This window comes from Rhodococcus sp. 1R11, from assembly GCF_004563845.1.
In the GTDB taxonomy this organism is placed as follows: domain Bacteria; phylum Actinomycetota; class Actinomycetes; order Mycobacteriales; family Mycobacteriaceae; genus Rhodococcoides.
Genome location: NZ_SPNG01000001.1, coordinates 271,938 through 290,341 on the forward strand (window position 1 = coordinate 271,938; position 18,404 = coordinate 290,341).

Annotated in this window: 20 protein-coding genes; 7 read left to right on the forward strand and 13 right to left on the reverse strand. The window is 65.8% G+C overall.

The genetic code is table 11. From position 1 onward, the window contains the following. Positions 1-312 (forward strand): hypothetical protein, encoded by a 312-nt coding sequence (locus E4P29_RS01335; protein WP_135041271.1) that lies wholly within the window; start codon positions 1-3, stop codon positions 310-312. A 6-nt stretch (positions 313-318) separates the two neighbouring features. Here the strand turns inward: E4P29_RS01335 and E4P29_RS01340 are convergent, their stop codons facing one another. After that, the gene (locus tag E4P29_RS01340; protein WP_032390389.1) at positions 319-1,401 is read right to left on the reverse strand and encodes a PLP-dependent cysteine synthase family protein; all 1,083 of its coding nucleotides are present in this window, start codon (positions 1,399-1,401) and stop codon (positions 319-321) included. Further along, positions 1,398-1,667, reverse strand: coding sequence for a DUF4229 domain-containing protein (locus tag E4P29_RS01345; protein ID WP_245154128.1), 270 nt, complete (start codon positions 1,665-1,667; stop codon positions 1,398-1,400). The genes E4P29_RS01340 and E4P29_RS01345 overlap by 4 nt, the downstream gene beginning before the upstream one ends. 283 nt (positions 1,668-1,950) lie before the next feature. Here E4P29_RS01345 and E4P29_RS01350 point away from each other — a divergent pair, with 283 nt between their 5' ends. Together E4P29_RS01350 and E4P29_RS26215 are read left to right on the forward strand one after the other, a co-directional pair. Continuing rightward, positions 1,951-2,166 (forward strand): BldC family transcriptional regulator, encoded by a 216-nt coding sequence (locus tag E4P29_RS01350; protein ID WP_027498325.1) that lies wholly within the window; start codon positions 1,951-1,953, stop codon positions 2,164-2,166. 135 nt (positions 2,167-2,301) lie between these two features. Continuing rightward, positions 2,302-2,499, forward strand: a complete 198-nt coding sequence (locus tag E4P29_RS26215) for a membrane protein (protein WP_027498326.1) — start codon at positions 2,302-2,304, stop codon at positions 2,497-2,499. A 9-nt stretch (positions 2,500-2,508) separates the two neighbouring features. Here the strand turns inward: E4P29_RS26215 and E4P29_RS01360 are convergent, their stop codons facing one another. The 7 genes from E4P29_RS01360 to hemL form a co-directional block, all read right to left on the reverse strand. After that, the gene (locus E4P29_RS01360) at positions 2,509-3,738 is read right to left on the reverse strand and encodes a MinD/ParA family protein (RefSeq protein WP_348539757.1); all 1,230 of its coding nucleotides are present in this window, start codon (positions 3,736-3,738) and stop codon (positions 2,509-2,511) included. Between the two features lie 570 nt (positions 3,739-4,308). Next, on the reverse strand, positions 4,309-5,289 hold the full coding sequence (gene ccsB / locus E4P29_RS01365) for a c-type cytochrome biogenesis protein CcsB (protein WP_135041275.1): 981 nt from the start codon (positions 5,287-5,289) through the stop codon (positions 4,309-4,311). A 3-nt stretch (positions 5,290-5,292) separates the two neighbouring features. Then, entirely contained in the window at positions 5,293-6,912 is a 1,620-nt protein-coding gene (locus tag E4P29_RS01370; protein WP_135041277.1) for a cytochrome c biogenesis protein ResB, read from the reverse strand. Then, entirely contained in the window at positions 6,909-7,718 is an 810-nt protein-coding gene (locus tag E4P29_RS01375; protein ID WP_032365436.1) for a cytochrome c biogenesis CcdA family protein, read from the reverse strand. Before E4P29_RS01375 ends, E4P29_RS01370 begins: the two co-directional genes overlap by 4 nt. Positions 7,719-7,723: 5 nt before the next feature. Continuing rightward, complete coding sequence (locus tag E4P29_RS01380) at positions 7,724-8,314, reverse strand: TlpA disulfide reductase family protein (protein ID WP_135041279.1); 591 nt, start codon at positions 8,312-8,314, stop codon at positions 7,724-7,726. Next, entirely contained in the window at positions 8,307-8,969 is a 663-nt protein-coding gene (locus E4P29_RS01385; RefSeq protein ID WP_027498332.1) for a histidine phosphatase family protein, read from the reverse strand. Before E4P29_RS01385 ends, E4P29_RS01380 begins: the two co-directional genes overlap by 8 nt. A gap of 51 nt (positions 8,970-9,020) precedes the next feature. Further along, the gene (gene hemL / locus E4P29_RS01390) at positions 9,021-10,340 is read right to left on the reverse strand and encodes a glutamate-1-semialdehyde 2,1-aminomutase (protein ID WP_135041281.1); all 1,320 of its coding nucleotides are present in this window, start codon (positions 10,338-10,340) and stop codon (positions 9,021-9,023) included. A gap of 117 nt (positions 10,341-10,457) precedes the next feature. Between hemL and E4P29_RS01395 the strand changes: the two genes are divergently transcribed. Further along, positions 10,458-10,964 carry a pyridoxamine 5'-phosphate oxidase family protein gene (locus E4P29_RS01395; protein WP_057472741.1) on the forward strand — a complete coding sequence of 169 codons (507 nt, stop codon included), beginning with the start codon at positions 10,458-10,460 and terminating at the stop codon, positions 10,962-10,964. Here E4P29_RS01395 and E4P29_RS01400 read toward each other — a convergent pair. The 4 genes from E4P29_RS01400 to E4P29_RS01415 are packed head-to-tail and all read right to left on the reverse strand — an operon-like array spanning position 10,961 to position 14,711. Further along, positions 10,961-11,488: a hypothetical protein gene (locus E4P29_RS01400; protein ID WP_135041283.1), complete on the reverse strand. Its 528-nt coding sequence runs from the start codon at positions 11,486-11,488 to the stop codon at positions 10,961-10,963. The genes E4P29_RS01395 and E4P29_RS01400 overlap by 4 nt on opposite strands. 53 nt (positions 11,489-11,541) lie before the next feature. Further along, positions 11,542-12,231: a dethiobiotin synthase gene (bioD, locus tag E4P29_RS01405; protein WP_135041285.1), complete on the reverse strand. Its 690-nt coding sequence runs from the start codon at positions 12,229-12,231 to the stop codon at positions 11,542-11,544. Then, positions 12,228-13,361 carry an 8-amino-7-oxononanoate synthase gene (locus E4P29_RS01410; RefSeq protein ID WP_135041287.1) on the reverse strand — a complete coding sequence of 378 codons (1,134 nt, stop codon included), beginning with the start codon at positions 13,359-13,361 and terminating at the stop codon, positions 12,228-12,230. Before E4P29_RS01410 ends, bioD begins: the two co-directional genes overlap by 4 nt. 39 nt (positions 13,362-13,400) lie before the next feature. Beyond that, on the reverse strand, positions 13,401-14,711 hold the full coding sequence (locus tag E4P29_RS01415) for an adenosylmethionine--8-amino-7-oxononanoate transaminase (RefSeq protein WP_135041867.1): 1,311 nt from the start codon (positions 14,709-14,711) through the stop codon (positions 13,401-13,403). A 72-nt stretch (positions 14,712-14,783) separates the two neighbouring features. On the opposite strand from E4P29_RS01415, the gene E4P29_RS01420 reads away from it, so the two are divergent. From E4P29_RS01420 to E4P29_RS01430, 3 genes are read left to right on the forward strand one after another with little or no spacing between them, the layout of a single operon-like run. Next, positions 14,784-16,130 carry a serine hydrolase gene (locus tag E4P29_RS01420; RefSeq protein ID WP_135041289.1) on the forward strand — a complete coding sequence of 449 codons (1,347 nt, stop codon included), beginning with the start codon at positions 14,784-14,786 and terminating at the stop codon, positions 16,128-16,130. A gap of 40 nt (positions 16,131-16,170) precedes the next feature. Beyond that, positions 16,171-16,383 (forward strand): inositol 2-dehydrogenase, encoded by a 213-nt coding sequence (locus tag E4P29_RS01425; RefSeq protein ID WP_245154101.1) that lies wholly within the window; start codon positions 16,171-16,173, stop codon positions 16,381-16,383. A 43-nt stretch (positions 16,384-16,426) separates the two neighbouring features. Continuing rightward, positions 16,427-18,394: an acyl-CoA dehydrogenase gene (locus tag E4P29_RS01430; RefSeq protein ID WP_135041293.1), complete on the forward strand. Its 1,968-nt coding sequence runs from the start codon at positions 16,427-16,429 to the stop codon at positions 18,392-18,394. Positions 18,395-18,404 lie beyond the last annotated feature (10 nt).

Genomic DNA, 18,404 nt, shown 5'->3' on the forward strand with positions numbered 1-18,404 from the left:
ATGTCCGACCATGATGCTCGACAGCCGTTCGCCACGTCCGCTCTCGCCGCAGGCGGCTTGCTCGGCGGCTTCGCTGTTGCTCGCCGGTCGCACAATCGCCAACTCGGCGGAGCAGTGCTCGCTGCAGTCGGCGTTGCCTGCACCACGCAATGGCAGAAGTCCTCGGGCTCGGCTCGTGCCGGCGCACTGCTCGGGACGTACCTCGTGGCGTTCGGGGCGTCGCACCCGCTCGCGAAGAAGATCGGTGCGTGGCCGGCCGTCGCGACGGTCGCCGCTGCCACTGCGGTGACGTCGATCATCGTGACCAGGTAGATCTGCTCAGAACACCCCGGTACGGATGAACTGCTCGAGAGCGGCGGTCGGTTCGTCGAGATCCATCCCCTGGCCCGCGACCCAGGTGTCGTCGAAATAAGTCTGCGAGTAACGGTCTCCGCCGTCGCACAACAACGTCACCACACTGCCGGTGCGTCCCGCGGCAATCATCTCGGAGATCAATCCGAAGGCACCCCAGATGTTGGTGCCGGTGGATCCTCCCACTCGTTTGCCGATCGCAGCCGAGGTGAATCTCGCGGCCGCCACCGATGCAGCGTCGGGCACCGCGATCATTCGGTCGATGACTTGGCCGACGAAGGACGGCTCCACCCGCGGTCGGCCGATGCCTTCGATACGCGATGACTTGCCGGTCTCGAATCCCGCGTCGCCGGTCTCGTAGCCTCCGATGAAGGCCGAATTCTCTGGATCCACGACTGCCAAACGCGTTGCGTGCCTGCGGTATCGGATGTAGCGACCGATGGTGGCGCTCGTTCCGCCTGTTCCCGCACCGACGACCACCCAGTCCGGGATGGGACATTTCTCGAGCCGAAGTTGATCGTAGATCGACTCGGCGATGTTGTTGTTTCCTCGCCAATCGGTCGCCCGTTCGGCGTGGGTGAACTGGTCCATGTAGTGGCAGTCGGGTTCGGCTGCGAGCCGGTGCGCCTCGGTGTACATCTCGCCGGGGTGGTCGACGAAGTGGCACCGCCCACCGTGCGATTCGATGAGCGCGATCTTGGCAGGACTTGTACTTCTGGGCATGACTGCGACGAATTTCAATCCCAGCAAGCCGGCGAAATATGCCTCACTGACCGCCGTGGAGCCGGACGACGCCTCGACGACGGTGGTTCGCTCGGTGACCCAGCCGTTGCAGATCGCATACAGGAACAGCGACCGCGCCAACCGATGCTTGAGACTGCCGGTGATGTGAGTGGACTCGTCCTTGAGGTACAGCGAGATTCCCCATGCGGCGGGCAGTGGATAGCTCAGCAGATGGGTATCGGCACTACGTTGAGAATCGGCTTCGATCAACCGGACTGCGTTGTCGACCCACTCACGCGATCCGGACCGGTCCACCGATGCGGTCACTTGCGGCCGTCTTCACCGCGCAGCTTGGACTGCAGGTCCGCGCGAGCTGTGCGTCGGTGTTCGTCGACCGCAGCGATGGACTCGTTGACGCGGATGCGCATCTGCTTGAACAGCAGCAGGGATAGCGGCAGCGAGATCAGGACGCCGAAGATCGCGGCGACGAGAATCGGAACCTCGATGCCGAAGAGTAAACCGACACCGATGATGATCGCGGCGATGACGATGACGAGCCCCAGACGCGCGAACGTGTACACGGCGAGATCGATCGCGAGGGACTTCTTCGCAGAACGGCCAGGCGTGGGGTTTCCGCTGGTCGGGTCGCTTCGGTCGGCATTCGTCGCATCGCTCACGAGCTCAAGGTTACCGGGCCGGGCGGGGGTGCCCACCCACCCCTGGCGTGACCGATTTGTCCATTACCTCCCCTTTACCAACCTTGTATCAGTCGAGTACCTAGGGGTCCGAGTGCAACCATGGGGCTCATAACACCGCAGACCGATATCTCCGGTTCGACGCAATTGCACAGAACCGCACCGTAGGAGGACACGACAGATGAGCGCACCCACGTTCCACAAAGCTCAGGACTCACTTCTCACGCCGGGTCAGGTAGCAGCGCTTTTTCACGTCGACCCCAAGACCGTGACTCGCTGGGCGCACGCCGGACGTCTCGGATCGCTCCGCACTCCCGGCGGGCACCGACGCTTCCGCGAGACCGAGGTCATGCAGCTGCTGACCTCTCTGACGACGGAAGCCGGCGTACAGCACTGAGATAGGCCAGTCGACGCAGTTCAGGCAACGACCTCCGCACCCGTACGAACTCATCGAACATTCTCAGGAATCTTCGACGCTCGACGGGTGCGGAGGTCGTTGCATGACGGCTACCCTCGTAGTAGGAGGTGCGTCGTGATCTATCTATTGGCGTTGATCGGTTTGGTGGCAGTGATTGTGCTGCTGTGGAAGGCATTCGGACCCAGCACGCAACCTGAACCCCCGCGGACAGTCGGGCCCGATGACGATCCGGAATTTCTCTGGAAAATCAACCGGGACGCCCGTCGCGGAGGCAAGGACGGGACCGACGCCGGCACTGAAGTCGGCGAATAAATTCTTCGGTCAGCTGCGGCGAGACGTAGTGGGCGAGGCCGGAAAGCCTGCTGCCACCGCCGCAGCTACTTCGAGGAGTGCTTTTCGCGTGCGTCCACGAAGCCTGTCCAGTTCGATCTCAGCCCCCTCCTCCAGATGCGGGTCGAACGGAATCGTCCGCACCTGGGCGCACCGCTGCTCGAAGTGTTCGACCACCTTCTGCAAGTCGACTTTTCCTGCCCTCGGTCGTACGGCGTTGACCACCGCCACCGACGTGGCCACCAGTTCTCGGTAACCATGAGCATCAAGCCAATCCAACGTCGCCGACGCGCTCCGCGCCCCGTCCACCGACCCTGAGCTGACGACGACCAGGGTGTCTGCGCCTTCGAGAATGCTTTCCATCGCCGAATGCATCAGTCCGGTGCCGCAGTCGGTGATGACGATGCTGTAGAACTTCTCGAGCAGCGTCACCGTTCGGTCGTAGTCGTCACCGCTGAATGCCTCGGATGCCGCCGGGTCCGAATCGGAGGCCAGCACCTCCAGCCGGTGGACGTTCTGTGAGGTGTAGGCCCGAACGTCGCTGTAGCGCTCCAAAGAAGGCATGTCTCGCAACAGATTTCGGACCGTCGCCGTCGTTTCCGACGGCACCTTTTGCCCCAGCGTTCCGCGGTCGGGGTTCGCGTCGATCGCAATCACGCGGTCACCGCGGATGTCCGCGAACGTCGAGCCCAGCGTGGCCGTTGTCGTTGTCTTTCCGACCCCACCTTTCAACGAGAGCACCGCAACGCGGTAGCACCCCACCAGAGGTCGATCCACCTGCGCGGTCAACTCGAGGCGTCGCTGTTGCGCCGGACTGTTCCCCACATCGATTCGACCACCGGACATCAGATAAAGCGCACGACGCCACCCGGCCACCGGAGCGATACTCGCAGACCTGATCAGCAACGAATCGCCGAGGTCGGCGGCGGACATCGACTGCGAAGGTGGTCGATGATCCGGCTGAACGACAGCAGCCACGGCAGGAACCACAGCAGGAACATGGCCGGGCAACATCGGCTGCGGCCACGAGCCGGGTTGCGGAGCCCACTGCCCATACCCCTGACCCTGCCCATACCCCTGACCCTGCCCATATCCCTGCCCCTGCGCCGGCCACCCGTTCTGGGCCTGCCACTGATTCGGGGCTGCCCACTCGTTGTTCGGCTGCCAATACTGTTGGGGCGCACCAGCATTCTGGGGCAACGCCACCCCGTTCTGCGGCAGGACAGGGTGCTGATTCTGTTGCCCAGGCGGCTGTGGTTCGCGCGGAAGCGGCGTCGACGATGCTGGAAGCGAGGTCGCGTCGGACGAAACCGGTGACACAACCGGTGGACCCGATGAGTCGGGCATCGTCGGCATCTCGTCGGTCGGTGGCGTCACCTCGACGGGTGGAGTAGACATTGCCGCGACAACAGGAGTCGGGCTGGGAGCATCAACGGGCGGCATGGCGATCGGGGTGGACCGGAACGGTTCACGCTCCCCCGAAACCCGAGACTCCCCCACAACCCGAGTGGACCCCGCAGGCTCAGCAGACCCCGCAACCCCGGAAACTTCCCCAACTCCGACAGGCCCGGGACCCCCGGTCTCTATCACCACCGGCTCCGGCGTGTTCGGGGGTTCGTCGTCGTCCATCGGTCGGACGGGTTGCCAATTGTTTCCGTGCCGATCGGCCATGACCGATTTCCCCCCACTGTGCGTCCCGCGTCGAGTGCCGGCTCGGATGTCTCCCCCATCGAGCCGGATCGGACGCTACCAGCTGCACGTCGGCAGCGGAGCGTGTGGAACGCGCAGAGGTCAGTTCAGTCCTGCGTAACTGTGCAGACCGGAGACGACCATGTTGATGATGAAGAGGTTGAACAGCATGGCGGTGAAGCCGGCAACGTTGATCCACGCTGCACGGGTGTTACGCCAGCCGGAGGTGGCGCGGGCGTGCAGGTAGGCCGCGTAGATGATCCAGGTGATGAACGACATCGTTTCTTTGGGGTCCCAGCCCCAGAAGCGTCCCCAGGCGGCCTCGGCCCAGATCGCGCCGAGGATGACGCCGGCTCCGAAGAGCGGGAAGGCAACGATGGTCGTCTTGTAGGCGAGTCGGTCGAGGGCTTGGGCGTCGGGCAGCTTGGACGCGAATTTGCCCCAGAATCCCACGCTTTCCTCGCCGAGGGGCTGTTTGATCCGCAGCAGGAACAGCAGGCTTCCGACACCGGAGACCAGCAGGATGCCGCTTCCGACGCTGACGATGGTGACGTGGATGGGGAGCCAGTAGGAGCGCAGCGCGGGGACGACGGGTGCGGCGTCCGCGTAGAGCTTGGTGGCGGCGAAGAACATCAGCACGATGATCGGCGCGAGGACGAACACCAGCATCGGACGCATCGTCTTCTTGCGCAGGGCGACGACGGAGGTCAGCGCCGCGGCGGCGGTGGCCATGGTGACGAACTCGTACATGTTGCCGAGCGGAAAGCGGTGGGTGGCGAACCCTCGCAGCACCACCGCGGTGATGTGCAGGAGCAGTGCCGGCGCGAGCAACGCGAAGCCCATGCCTGCCAGACGATCGGACAGCGGCCGCTTGGGTGCTTCGACGACGCGTCCCGGGCCGGAGGACGCAGCCACCGACGCGGTTACCGGGGCTCCGGCACCGACGAGTTCCTTGGCCTGAGCGGCTGTCGCCTTGGCGGAGGCGTACTGGGCGATGAGCAGGACGAATGCGAGCACGTAGATGGTGAACGCTGATTCGAACGACCAGTCGCTGTACTGCGAGAGGGTCTCGTTGATCGGCATCGGTCAGTTCTCCTGTTTCGAGGTGTCGCCGAGCAGGCGGGTGCACAGGCGGTCGAACTCTTCGCCCCACCCCGCCTGATCGGTGCGTGCAAGTCCGCCGAGTTCTACTACAGTACGTCGTGAGTCGTCGTCGGCGGTGAGTCGGACCCAGATTCTGCGACGTTTGATCACCAGCGAGACGAGCAATCCGCCCATCATCGTCAGCGCGAACACCAGGACCCAGGTCTGAGCCGGGTCGTGCGAGACCTGCAGGTTGACGAATTCCTTCGCCCCGTCGAATCTGACGACGGTGCCGTCGCTGAGCGTGGCCGATTCCCCGGGCATCAGGTTGACGCGGTCCTGCTTGACGAGCCTGCCCTGGGCGATCATTTCCTGATCGAGCGAGAAGATGGACTGCGGGAGTCCGGTGTCGAGTCCGGTGTCGCCCTTGTAGATGTCGATGGCGACGGCCGGGTCGTTCATCGCCGGGAAGCTCGACGACAACAGGCTGCCATGGAACGACGCCGTCGGGGCGAACAGTCCTTCGATGGCGATCTGGTTCTTCCGCCGGTCCAGCGCGTCGGGGTAGAGGCCGCCGGGCGGGTCGACTCGCAGCACCCCGCTCGAAAGGAACGTGGTGGCGTCGGTCGGCTGCCACTGGATGGTGTCGGTGCGGGTCTCGCCGTTCGGGAACGTCACCGTGAACGTGGGCGCGTAGCCGTGGCCCTGCAGGTAGACGCGGTCGCCCGCGACCCGCAGCGGGTGGTTGACCTGTAGTCGGTCGTCCTGCCAGTCGTTGTTCGCCAGATCTTCGCCGGCCTGGTATTGAATGTTGGAGGTGAACATTTCTGCCTGGCCGTTGTCGAGGTAGTCCGCCTGGAAGTCCTTGACGCGCAAGCACAACGGCTCGAGATCGGTGCCGTCGACAAGGTTTCCCGCCCGGAACGAGTCGTAGTTGGCGGGCGTGGAGGTGCAGAATCCGGGGCCGTCGTCGGCGATGACGATGCGGTTTCCCTCGTAGCCGAGCAGCTTGCCCATGGCGATAGCGGCCAACAGTCCGACGAGCGAGAGGTGGAACACGAGGTTGCCGAGTTCGCGAACGTAGCCCTTCTCCGCCGAGAGCGTCACTGCCCCGCTGCCCTCGGACCGTTGCGCGACGCGCCACCCACGCAGCTGAGTACGGACCTGGGCTGCGATCTCTTCGGGTGCGCCGTCGACGTCGTACCGGGTGTGGTGCGGCAGTCGCGAAAGGTTCCGCGGCGCACGAACGGGCTTGGTACGCAACTGTTTTGCGTGCTCGATGCACCGCGGCAGAATGCAACCGATCAGGGAGATGAACAGCAGTGCGTAGATCGCGGTGAACCAGAAGCTGCCGAACACGTCGAACAGTTCGAGCTTGTCCATGATGGGGCCGAGTGTCGGACGGTCGGCGATGTATTGGTCGACCTTGCCCGCGTTGAGGCTGCGTTGCGGTACCAGGGCACCGGGCACGGCGGCGAAGGCCAGCAGGAAGAGCAGCACCAGTGCGGTCCGCATACTGGTGAGTCCGCGCCAGGTGTTGCGCACCACGGCCACGGCCTTACCGAGCACGGATTGCTTGTGCGGCGGCGAGGCTTCTGTTCGCTCCTCGGTCTCAGCGGTCATATCGGCAACACCACATCTGAGACGAAGGCGTCGCGCACCCAGCCGACGAATTGATCCCAGGCACCGGTGACCAGTGCAATTCCTACCGCTATCAACATGATTCCGCCGAACACCTGTATCTGTCGTGCGTGTGTACGTAGCCAGCCGACGCCTCGCAGGGCGCTGACCGATCCGAACGCGAGGATCACGAACGGCAATCCCAGACCGAGGCAGTACGCCACGATGAGGGTGACTCCGCGCGCAGCCGTGGCACCGTCGGTGCCTGCGGCGAGCGAGATGACGCCGGCGAGGGTGGGCCCGAGGCACGGGGTCCAGCCGAGTGCGAACACTCCCCCGAGCAAGGGCGCTCCGGCGAGAGAGCCGATCTGCTTCGGCTCGAACCGCACATCGCGCTGCAGCGCGGGAATCAGTCCGACGAACACCAGGCCCATGGCGATGGTGACGACGCCGCCGATACGCATGAGCAGTTCGCGGTTGATCGCCAGCACCGAAATGGCGCCGAACACCGACGCGGTGGCGAGAACGAACACCACGGTGAATCCGAGCACGAACAGCCCCGCGGCTCCCGCGACGCGCAGCCGACCGCTGCGTACCTTCGTCTTGACGGCCGCTTCGTCGGCGCTGACGGCCGGTGCGTCGGCTCCGACGACCCCGGCGAGGTACGACAGATATCCCGGAACCAGCGGTACGACGCACGGTGACGCGAAAGAGACGAGCCCTGCCAGGACACAGGCTCCGAGGGCCAGGATCAGCGGCCCGGAGGCCGCAGCTTCCTGGAAACTCGCGCCGACCCCGGCTAGGTACATCTCGCTCACGGCTGCACTTGCTCCTCGGCTGCTATCCGTTCGACGACGGGCTGCAGGTCCTCGGCGAGCAGTTCACGCAGGAACACTGCGGCGACGCGGTGCTGTCGATCGAGCACGATGGTCGTCGGAATGACGGAGGTCGGGACGCCACCGAGCGCGGTCAGGGTGCGCATCGGCGGGTCGTAGATCGAGGAATAGGTGACGCTGTTGCTGACGACGAAATCTTGTGCGGCAGTTTGTGATTCGTCGCGTACGTTGATGCCGAGGAATTCGACTCCGGAGGCCTTGGTGGCCTCGTAGACCTTCTCGAGGTCGTCCGCTTCTCCGCGGCACGGTCCGCACCACTGACCCCAGACGTTGAGGACGACGACGTCACCGTCGTAGTCCGACAGCGAGGTCGTCTTGCCTTCGGTCATCAGGTCGGGCCCGGAGAGTTCGCCGAGTGCGCCGCGGTCGGACGGCGGATCGTAGAAGATGTCGGTCTTGCCGCCCGGCGAGACGAACTGGAAGGTACCGCCCTGGGCAACCGCGTCGGTGCCGGTCGAACAGCCGGCGACGAGGGCCACAGCGGCAACCGCGAGCAGTAACCTACGCACCGGTGATCCTCGGGTCGGACGCTCCCGCTGGCTCGGAGTAGACGAGGTCGACGAGCTGATCGCCTTCGTAGACCAGTGATGTCAGCGACGCGAGTCCGCACTGGCGATTGCGCGGGTCGTGCCAGAGCCGGTCGCCCTGGAGGAATCGACGCAGCGTCCAGACCGGGAGTTGGTGGCTGACGCAGACGGCCTCGTGCCCGACGGCTGCGACTCGGGCCGCGTTGACGGCGGCGAGCATGCGGTGCGCGATCTGCAGGTACGGCTCGCCCCAGGACGGGGTGAACGGGTCGCGCAGCTTCCACCAGTGCCGAGGCCGACGCAGGGCTCCGTCGCCGACGGCAACGCGCAGACCCTCGAATTCGTTGCCCGCCTCGATGAGGTTCTCGTCCTCGGACACCGTCAGGCCGTGGGCTGCCGCGATCGGGGCAGCCGTCTCTTGGGCTCGTTGCAACGGCGATGCGACGACGTGGGTGATGTCGTGACCGGCGAGCGCATCTGCGACGGCCTTGGCCTGGGACTGGCCGGTGACCGACAGCTTGAAGCCGGGCAACCGCCCGTAGAGGATGCCCTTGGGGTTGTGCACCTCGCCGTGCCGGAGGACGTGCACGATCGTGCGCGTCGTCGAGTGCGGATGTGTTGCGGGGGCCTCGGTCACGTCGGGGTCCTGTTTCTCGCTAGTCGGGTGGTGATCACTTCTGAGTGGACGTCACAGTGGTGCTACAGCGGCTGCCGCTGCCTTCGCGGCAGCCGGGGCCGCGTCGGCGATGATCTCGAAAGCTCGGTCGTCGAGAGCAGCCGAGACGAACCACGCCTCGAAAGCGCTCGGCGGCGGGTACACGCCGCGGGAGAGGAACGCGTGGAAGAACGCCGGGTAGCGCCACGTCTGGGCAGCCTTGGCCTGCGCGTAGTCGGTGACGGGTCCATCGGCGAAGAACACACTCACCATAGTGCCCGCGAACTGCACGTGGTGGTCGACGCCTTCGGCGGTGAGAGCGTCCCCGAGCAGTGTTCCGAGTCGCTGCGAGTTGGTCTGCAGCTTCTCGTAGACGGCGGCGTCGGCCAGTTGCAGGCTCGTCAGGCCGGCGGCGACGGCGACGGGGTTTCCGCTGAGGGTGCCCGCCTGGTACACCGGTCCGGCCGGTGCAAGGTAGGCCATGACGTCCGCGCGGCCACCGAACGCTGCGGCCGGCAGCCCGCCGGACATGACCTTGCCGAAGGTGTAGAGGTCGCCGGCGACACCGTCGATGCCGTACCAACCTGCGGCGCTGACGCGGAATCCGGTCATCACCTCGTCCATGATCAGCAGCGCGCCGCGCTCGGTCGCGAGCCGGCGTAGGCCCTCGTTGAAGCCGGTGACCGGCGGAATCGCGCCCATGTTGCCCGCGGCCGCTTCGGTGATGATGCACGCGATCTCGCCGGGATTGGCGTCGAACGCGGCGGTGACGGCGTCGAGGTCGTTGTAGGGAACGACGATGGTGTCCGACGCTTGAGCGCCGGTTACTCCGGGTGACGTCGGCAGTCCGAAGGTGGCCAGTCCCGAGCCCGCGTCGGCCAGCAGGGCGTCGACGTGGCCGTGGTAGCAGCCGGAGAATTTGAGGATCTTGGTGCGGCCGGTGAAGCCGCGGGCCAGACGCACCGCGCTCATCGTGGCCTCTGTGCCCGAATTCACAAGACGGACCTGGTCGACGGGGCCGACGCGGCGCACGATTTCCTCGGCGAGTTCGATTTCGCGCTCGGTGGGTGCGCCGAACGACAGTCCGGTTGCGGCCGCCTTCTGGACTGCCTCGACGATGGCCGGGTGGGCGTGTCCGTGGATCATCGGACCCCAGGACGAGATGAGGTCGACGTAGGACTTCCCGTCCGCGTCGGTCATCGTGTATCCGCTGGCCTGCGTGATGAAGCGTGGTGTGCCGCCGACCGATGCGAACGCACGCACCGGAGAGTTGACGCCACCTGGAATCACTGTGCTCGCGCGGGCGAAGAGTCGGGCCGATACGGGGGCGTCGTTGCCGTCAGGAACAGTCACGACTTCCAGTGTCCCAGGTTCTGCGAAATCACCAACTACAGGGCGTAATAATCACCGAAACAGGGAGTCGGCCTGGTTTCGGCGATTGAAGACCCCTGCCCCGGGTATTTACATTCGATGACAAACACCGATGGCGTCACCAAGGTCGCCGAATTGATGTCCGAAGCCGGACTTTGCATGTTCACCACCGTTGGCCGGGACGGCCACCTCATCTCGCGACCGATGGCACTGCAGGAAGCCGAGTTCGACGGGGACCTGTGGTTCTTCGCAGCGCAGGACTCCAGAAAGGTACGGGACATCGCCGCCGATCCGACGGTCAACGTCTCGTTCCAATCCGGTCAGGGCTGGGTGTCGCTGTCCGGTACCGCTGCGGTCGTCGAGAACAAGGCCAAGGCGGAGGAGCTGTGGAATTCTCGGGCGGCCGCGTGGTTCGAGAAGAACCCCGATTCGCGTGAGGTCGCGTTGATCCACGTGGCCGCCGAAGGTGCCGAGTACTGGTCCACCCCGGGCTCGAAGGTGTCGACCCTGCTGGCCTACGCCAAGGCGAAGATCACCCACGAGCGTCCGAAGCTGGGCGAGAACGATGTAGTCGAACTCGAACTGCCCAATACCTCAACGAGTTAGATCTGTTCGTGCCGGTGTGTCGTCGGGGGCACGTCCGGGTTACCGGTCACGCGGGACAGTCCTGATTCGTTCCGGTCGGCACTCGCGTTCCGATCGACAGTCGCGTTGTGCTGCGCACCGAGGTCCCGATCCGCGCCCGCGTCGCGGCCGACGTTGTGGTCACCGGTCACCTTTCGGTCGCTCTTCACATCCGGATCGATGTGGTTGGCGCGCTCGAACTGTGAGTTCACTTCGTCGCGTGATGCCGCCGCGACTCCCTGGTGAGACTGGGCCTGCTGAGCAAGTTTCTCTGCCTCGGCAGCTTTGACGTCAGCCTCCGCCTGGGCGCGGCGTGCCTTGGCCTCACTCTCGCGGGCCTGCAGTTCACGCTCCTCGACGACGGTCGCTTGATCGGCCGCCTTCTCGCGAAGGTGGTTCGCTTCCAGCCTCTTTCGCTCTTTGCCCTTGCGTGCCACAACCAGGGCGACGGCAACGACCAACACTACGACTACTACTGCAACGATGATCCACACTGCGGTGCTCATGATGGAACTCCCGATCTGTTCCGACTGCCGAAGTGGCAGACGTTCCGAGCCGGTTACCCGAGTAATGAGCCGGCAAACTCGCCGAACATCGTCCGGGCGAGCGCACCGAAGTCCTTCTCGTCCAGCGCGGCGGACCCGTCCGGCACACACGCGATCAGCTCGACGCCCGTCACGAGCGGCAACTCCTCCACGTTGACCCGCGCCGCCAGATCAGGTTCGGCCGGCCACGATCCGATCACCAGGCCCGCACATCTCACACCCGCTGCGCGCACCGCGGCGACGGTCAGCGCGCTGTGGTTGAGCGTCCCCAGCTCTGCCCCTGCCACGATCAGGACCGATGCGCCGACGGCACCGGCGACATCGAGTGCGGTGAACCCGCCGGCACCCAGGCGCACCGCTACCCCGCCCGCACCCTCGACCACGACGAGATCGTGTGCCTCGTCGAGCCCTCGCACCGCGTCGACGACGTGGTCGAGTTCGAGCATCGACCGACCCGAACGGCGTGCTGCGACGTCGGGCGCGAGCGGCTCGGGGTACCGCGCCAGCTCGATTCCGCGGACTCCTGAAAGACGTTCCACCACGTCGATATCCGACTCGCCCAGGCAGTCGTCACCGACTCCGGTCTGCGCCGGTTTGCACACCGCCACCGTCCGTCCATGTGCTCTGGTTGCGCCCGCGAGCGCCGCGGTCACCACGGTCTTGCCGACGCCGGTCGACGTTCCGGTGACGAGAAGGACCGTCATCTCGATACCGCCGCAGCCAACACCGTCGAGAGAACGGACGTGGCACGGTCGATATCGATGTCGCTGAGGTCGGCACGTGCGGTCAATCGCAGCCGAGATGCGTTCGCAGGAACCGACGGCGGCCGAAAGCACCCGACTCGCACGCCCAGGTTCAGACACTCCCCGGCCGCGCGGACGGCACGCACGGCGTCGCCGAGTACTACCGGAACCACTGCCGACGCCGTCGGCGATACACCGGCGGCCACCGCCAATTGCCCTGCTCGTCGACCGATCGCAGCGACTCGATCGGGTTCGCTGCGCAGCACCGCCAGCGCTGCCGATGCCGCGCCGACCGCGGCCGGGGCGAGCGCGGTATCGAAGACGAAGCTGCGTGCACTGTGCAGCACGTGATGCCGTACCGACGCCGGCCCGAGCACCACCCCGCCCTGCGATCCCAGCGCCTTGGAGAGCGTCGCGGTGATCACCAGGTCCGGCAGACCCGCCACACCGGCGTCGTGCACGGCACCGCGTCCACCGTCACCTCGGACGCCCAGCCCGTGGGCTTCGTCGACGATCAGCACCGCGTTCCGTCGCCGGCAAGCCGCATACAGCTCGTGCAGCGGCGCGAGGTCGCCGTCGGCGCTGAAGATCGAGTCGGTCACCACGAGCGCGCGGGATTCCGTTCGTTCGCGCAGTAATTGCTCGACGTGCTCGACATCGCGATGCCGAGCCACGGCCACCCGCGCCCGAGACAGACGGCAAGCATCGATCAACGACGCGTGCGACGCGGCGTCCGAGATCACGACGGAGTCGCGGTCGGCGAGCGCGGTGACGACTCCGAGATTGGCGGTGTAGCCGGACGAGAAGACCAGTCCGGTCTCGGCACCGACGAAATCGGCAAGGTCCTGCTCGAGCTGTTCGTGGGCGGTGGTCGTGCCGGTGACCAGTCGAGATCCGGTAGACCCGGCGCCCCACCGACGCGTGGCCGCGCAGGCCGCGTCGACGACGTGCGGATGACGAGACAGGCCGAGGTAGTCGTTCGACGCCAGGTCGAGTGTCGGATCCTCGGGCCGGCGAGCGAGGACGACGCGCTCGAGCCCAGCCGCGCGACGGTCGTATGCGGCGGCGTCGAGCCAATCGAGTGCACTCATGTCCACGACCATACTTGAACAGCGTTCAAGTATGGTCGTTCAAGCATGGTCGTGCGCCACCGCCACCGCCACCGCCACCATTGCATCGGCAATGGCTGCCACGTCCGCCTCGGTGCAGACGTAGGGCGGCATCGCATAGACCAGCCTGCCGAACGGCCGCAGCCACACACCGGCGTCCACGGCGGCGGCCGTCGCACGTGCCATGTCGACCGCGCCGGTCAGTTCGATCACCCCGATTCCGCCGAGCACCCGCACGTCGGCGACGCCCGGGAGCGCCCGGGCCGGCGCGAGCCGCTCTGTCAGCACGTCGGCCACGGCGGCGACCTCGGCACGCCAGTCGCGCGAGAGCAGCAGCTCCACCGACGCCACCGCGATCGCGCAGGCCAGTGGATTGCCCATGAACGTCGGTCCGTGCATCAGCCCGCTCGCCTCACTGCTCGACACCGTCTCGGCCACGTCGGCGGTGCACAGCGTCGCCGCCAGCGTCACGTAGCCGCCGGTCAATGCCTTGCCGGCGCACATGATGTCGGGTGCGATGCCCGCATGATCGGCGGCGAACAGCTCACCGGTGCGGCCGAACCCGGTGGCGATCTCGTCGAAGATCAACAGCACTCCGTACTCGTCCGCCAGGCGGCGCAGTTCGACCAGCACACGTGCGTCGTGGAAGCGCATACCGCCTGCACCCTGCACGATCGGCTCGACGATGATCGCGGCCACGTCGTTCGCGTGCGCCGCGAGCACCTGCTCGAATTCGGCGACGTAGGCGGCGACAACCGCCGTGTCGGACGCGGCGGGCGGCGCGGGCGCGAACACCTGCTGCGCCAGCACACCGGTCCAGATCCTGTGCATCCCGCCGTCCGGATCGCAGACACTCATCGGCGCGAACGTGTCCCCGTGATAGCCGCCCCGCCACGTCAGCAGCTTCGTACGCCCGCTCTCACCCCGCCCGCGCCAGTACTGCAATGCCATCTTCACCGCGACTTCGACGGACACGGATCCGGAATCAGCGAGGAACACCTTGTCCAGCCCGGCCGGGGTGATCGAGACCAGCAGCTCCGCCAATCGCGCCGCCGGCGCATGAGTGAGGCCTCCGAACATCACGTGACTCATGCGGTCGAGCTGGTCTCGCGCTGCCGCGTCCAGCACCGGATGCCGGTAGCCGTGCACCGCCGCCCACCACGAACTCATTCCGTCGACGAGTTGGCGGCCGTCGGCCAACGTCAGTCGAACCCCGGACGCGCTGTCGACGACCAATGGAGTCGCGGTCGACGGAAACCCGCTGTAGGGATGCCAGAGATGCTCGGAATCGATTCGACGGATGTCGTCTGAAGTCAGCACGCCAGTGCACACTGCCACAGCACCCGACCGGCCGTGCCGAGACTGGGCGGGTGGCGAAATGTCCGAATCCTTTAGCATGGCGGCATGACGACGCGCACCGTGACGAGACTGGCAGGGGTGGTCGTGGCCGTAACCCTCACGCTCTCCGCCTGCGGGGGCACGTCCGAAACGCCGACGCCCACGACCACCACGGCACCGGCGTTCGCGATCGACACAACGACGCCGCTGGGCGCCATCAACGACCGGATTCTGCAGTGGATCAACGCCGACGCCGCCCCGGATCCAGCAGCGGTGGACGCCGTGACCGGTCCGGAGCTGGCGGCGGCACTCGAGCCGATGGGCGGGCTCGTCACCCCTCTCGAGCAGTTGCGTGCCGGCGCGCCGAACGTGGCGACGGGCTTCGAGGCCGGACCGGACGGTGCTGTCCTCCGCTTCACCACCGACGGCATTCCGGCCACGATCACCACCTCCCTCGGTGCCGACGGCACGCTCGACGGCATTCTGGCCAGTCCGGAAACTCCGCAGATCTCGTCGTTCGACGAGCTCGACGCGTCGCTGTCGAAGGTGGCTCCGAATTACTCCTACAGCGCGTCTCGTCTGAACGGCGGTGAGTGCGAGTCGGTGTACTCGGTCAATGCCGACGCGATGCTCCCGCTGGGATCGGTGTTCAAGCTGTACGTTCTGGGTGCGCTGACCGACGAGATCCAGGCGGGCAGCGTGCGATGGGACGAGCAGCTCACCATCCGCGACGAGAACAAGAGTGCGCCCTCGGGTGAGCTGCAGAATCGCCCGGACGGCACGGCGGTGTCGGTGCGCGAGGCCGCGGAGAAGATGATCTCGCTGTCCGACAACACCGCCACGGACCTGCTGATGGAACGCCTCGGTCGGGACCGCGTCGAGGCTCAGCTCGCCACGATGGGTCATCACGACCCCGCGGCGATGACGCCGATGATGGACACCCGACAGTTCTTCGTCATCGGGTTCGGTAATCCGAATCTCCGTTCCGAATGGGCGGACGCGGACGCCGACGCTCGCGAGCAGCTCCTGAAGGAAGCCGATTCCCGGGCACTGGACATCGACTTCGAGAACTTCCTCGACAACCCGGCGTCGGCCGACGGCGTGGAGTGGTTCGCCAACGCGCAAGACGTGTGTGCGGCCGTGGGCTACCTGGCCACCGGCCCGTCGGCCGAGGAGAACCGTCGCATCCTGGCCATCACCCCGGGTGTGCAGCTCGATCCCGCTCGGTGGCCGTACTCCGGCTTCAAGGGTGGTAACGCTCCTGGCGACCTCGCCGCGGCGTTCCTGGCAACCGACGCCTCGGGGCAGGACTGGATCGTCACCGAACAGTTCCGGGCGGACGGTGCCATCGACCTGATCCCGTCCAGCTACGCGTTCCTGGTTGCGCAGGAAGCTTTTGCTCTGTTGAAGTGAGTGGGATTTGTAACAACGGTGTTACCGCTGGATTACACTCATGGCCGTGGAGGCACAACACGAACCGGCTCAGCAGGCGTGGCCGACGGGCTTCAAAGAGTTCCTGGTCTGCGAGTTCACCGACTTCAGTCCCCTGGTGACCAGGGCCATGGAGGACAACTGCGCGTCGCTGTTCCACGACGGTCCCTACGGTAGATCCGGCTTCTGGCGAACCATCCGGGCCGTGTTCCGAGAATTCGTCTGGCCGGTCTGAAGTTCCGGGCCTCACAGGCCGCGGCAAAAGGTTACCGTCGAGTATGGCAACCACAACGGATCACCTTCGGAACACTCTGGACGGCCGCTGGCGTGATGTGAAGAACGAGGCGCGCAAGCAACTCGCGCGCGACGAGTTCCGTCCGCATTACACACCGAACACCGTCATCGCCCGCACCAAGGCGCTCGAGCAACTCAAGCTTCTCGCCGCGGCCGGAGCGGCCGACAACGGATTCAAGAAGGAACACGGCGGTACCGGAGACGTCGGTGCCGCGGTGACGATGATCGAAATGCTCGCGATGAGCGACCTGTCGTTGATGGTCAAGGCCGGGGTCCAGTGGGGACTGTTCGGCGGTGCCATCGAGAACCTGGGTACCGAGCGTCACCACGAGGCGTACGTACCGAAGATCATCAACCTCGAGTTGCTGGGTTGCTTCGCGATGACGGAGACCGGACACGGCAGTGACGTGCAGTCTCTCGAGACGACCGCGACGTACGACCCGAAGACCGACGAGTTCGTGATCAACTCACCCACTCCGTCCTCCCGCAAGGACTACATCGGTGGTGCCGCCGAGACCGCGACCGTCGCTGCCGTCTTCGCGCAGCTGATCACCGCGGGGCCCGGCGAAGAGCCCGAGGGCCACGGTGTGCACTGCTTCTTCGTGCCGCTGCGGGACGAGAACGGCGACGACCTTCCCGGCGTGACCACCTCGGATTGTCAGTACAAGGGTGGCCTGCCCGGCGTGGACAACGGCCGGCTGATGTTCGATAACGTCCGCATCCCGCGGGACAATCTGCTCAACAAGTACGCCGACGTCTCTGGCGACGGCACGTACTCCTCCCCCATCGAGAATCCGTCCAGGCGGTTCTTCACGATGCTCGGCACGTTGATCCGCGGGCGCGTCACCGTCGGTGGCAGCGCCGCGGCCGCAGCTCGGGTCGCCCTCGACATCGCGACGCGATATGCGTTGCAGCGCAGGCAATTCGCTGCCCCCGGTTCCGATCAGGAAGTGCTGATCATGGACTACCTGGTGCATCAGCGTCGACTCTTCCCGCTCATCGCCAAGTCGTACGCTCTGCAGTTCGCGCAGAACGAGCTGGTGTCGAAGATGCACGAGCTGCAGACAGCGGACAATCCCGATGCCGAGGAGCAGCGCGAGCTCGAGTCGCGTGCCGCCGGCCTCAAAGCGGCGAACACCTGGCACGCCACCGCCGCGATCCAGGAAGCACGCGAGGCATGCGGCGGCGCGGGCTACCTCGCCGAGAACCGGCTGATCTCACTCAAGGCCGACACCGACGTGTTCACCACCTTCGAGGGCGACAACCACGTGCTCACGCAGTTGGTGGCCAAGGAACTGCTCACCGCGTACGCCGACGACGTGAAGTCGATGAGCCCGGTCGAGTGGGTCAAGTTCGCAGCCGACATGGTCGGCGATCGCGTTGTCAAACGCACTGCGGCGCAGGCGATCATGCAGACCATTCTCGATCGGCGTCAGGACAACGAAGAGGAGGGGTCGCTGTTCAACCGCGGCACCCAGGTCAAGATGTTCGAGGATCGCGAGGAGTACCTGCTGTCCACGGTCGCGCGCCGACTGCAGTCGAAGTCGAAGGAGAGCAGTTCGTTCGATGCGTTCAACGCGGTGCAGGACCACGTTCTGCACGCTGCGAGCGCCCACATCGACCGCATCATCTTCGAGGCCTTCATCGCCGGTATCGAATCGTGTGAGGACGAGACCACCAAGGACCTGCTCGAGGAGGTCTGTGATCTCTACGCCCTGTCGGTGATCGAAGAAGACAAGGCCTGGTTCATCGAGCATCGCTACCTGTCCACCGAGCGCTCCAAGGCAGTGACCCGCGCGATCAACGAGCGGTGCCGCACCCTGCGTCCGCATGCGGAGTTGCTGGTCGACGGCTTCGGCGTGCCCGAGGCACTCGTCGGTGCCGCGATGCTCGGCGAGCCCGGAGCGGGTACCGAGGAAGAACCGGCCGGGAACCCCAGCCACGCGCACTGACGCGTAGCAG

Excerpts from the sequence above, each read along its gene's own strand:
- E4P29_RS01430 (WP_135041293.1), top strand. The coding sequence starts at position 16,427 with ATGGCAACCACAACGGATCACCTTCGGAACACTCTGGACGGCCGCTGG.
- bioD (WP_135041285.1), bottom strand. The coding sequence starts at position 12,231 with ATGACGGTCCTTCTCGTCACCGGAACGTCGACCGGCGTCGGCAAGACC.
- ccsB (WP_135041275.1), bottom strand. The coding sequence starts at position 5,289 with ATGCCGATCAACGAGACCCTCTCGCAGTACAGCGACTGGTCGTTCGAA.
- E4P29_RS01425 (WP_245154101.1), top strand. The coding sequence starts at position 16,171 with ATGGCCGTGGAGGCACAACACGAACCGGCTCAGCAGGCGTGGCCGACG.
- E4P29_RS01400 (WP_135041283.1), bottom strand. The coding sequence starts at position 11,488 with ATGAGCACCGCAGTGTGGATCATCGTTGCAGTAGTAGTCGTAGTGTTG.
- E4P29_RS01350 (WP_027498325.1), top strand. The coding sequence starts at position 1,951 with ATGAGCGCACCCACGTTCCACAAAGCTCAGGACTCACTTCTCACGCCG.
- E4P29_RS01335 (WP_135041271.1), top strand. The coding sequence starts at position 1 with ATGTCCGACCATGATGCTCGACAGCCGTTCGCCACGTCCGCTCTCGCC.
- E4P29_RS01420 (WP_135041289.1), top strand. The coding sequence starts at position 14,784 with ATGACGACGCGCACCGTGACGAGACTGGCAGGGGTGGTCGTGGCCGTA.
- E4P29_RS01410 (WP_135041287.1), bottom strand. The coding sequence starts at position 13,361 with ATGAGTGCACTCGATTGGCTCGACGCCGCCGCATACGACCGTCGCGCG.
- E4P29_RS01375 (WP_032365436.1), bottom strand. The coding sequence starts at position 7,718 with ATGTACCTAGCCGGGGTCGGCGCGAGTTTCCAGGAAGCTGCGGCCTCC.
- E4P29_RS01395 (WP_057472741.1), top strand. The coding sequence starts at position 10,458 with ATGACAAACACCGATGGCGTCACCAAGGTCGCCGAATTGATGTCCGAA.
- E4P29_RS01370 (WP_135041277.1), bottom strand. The coding sequence starts at position 6,912 with ATGACCGCTGAGACCGAGGAGCGAACAGAAGCCTCGCCGCCGCACAAG.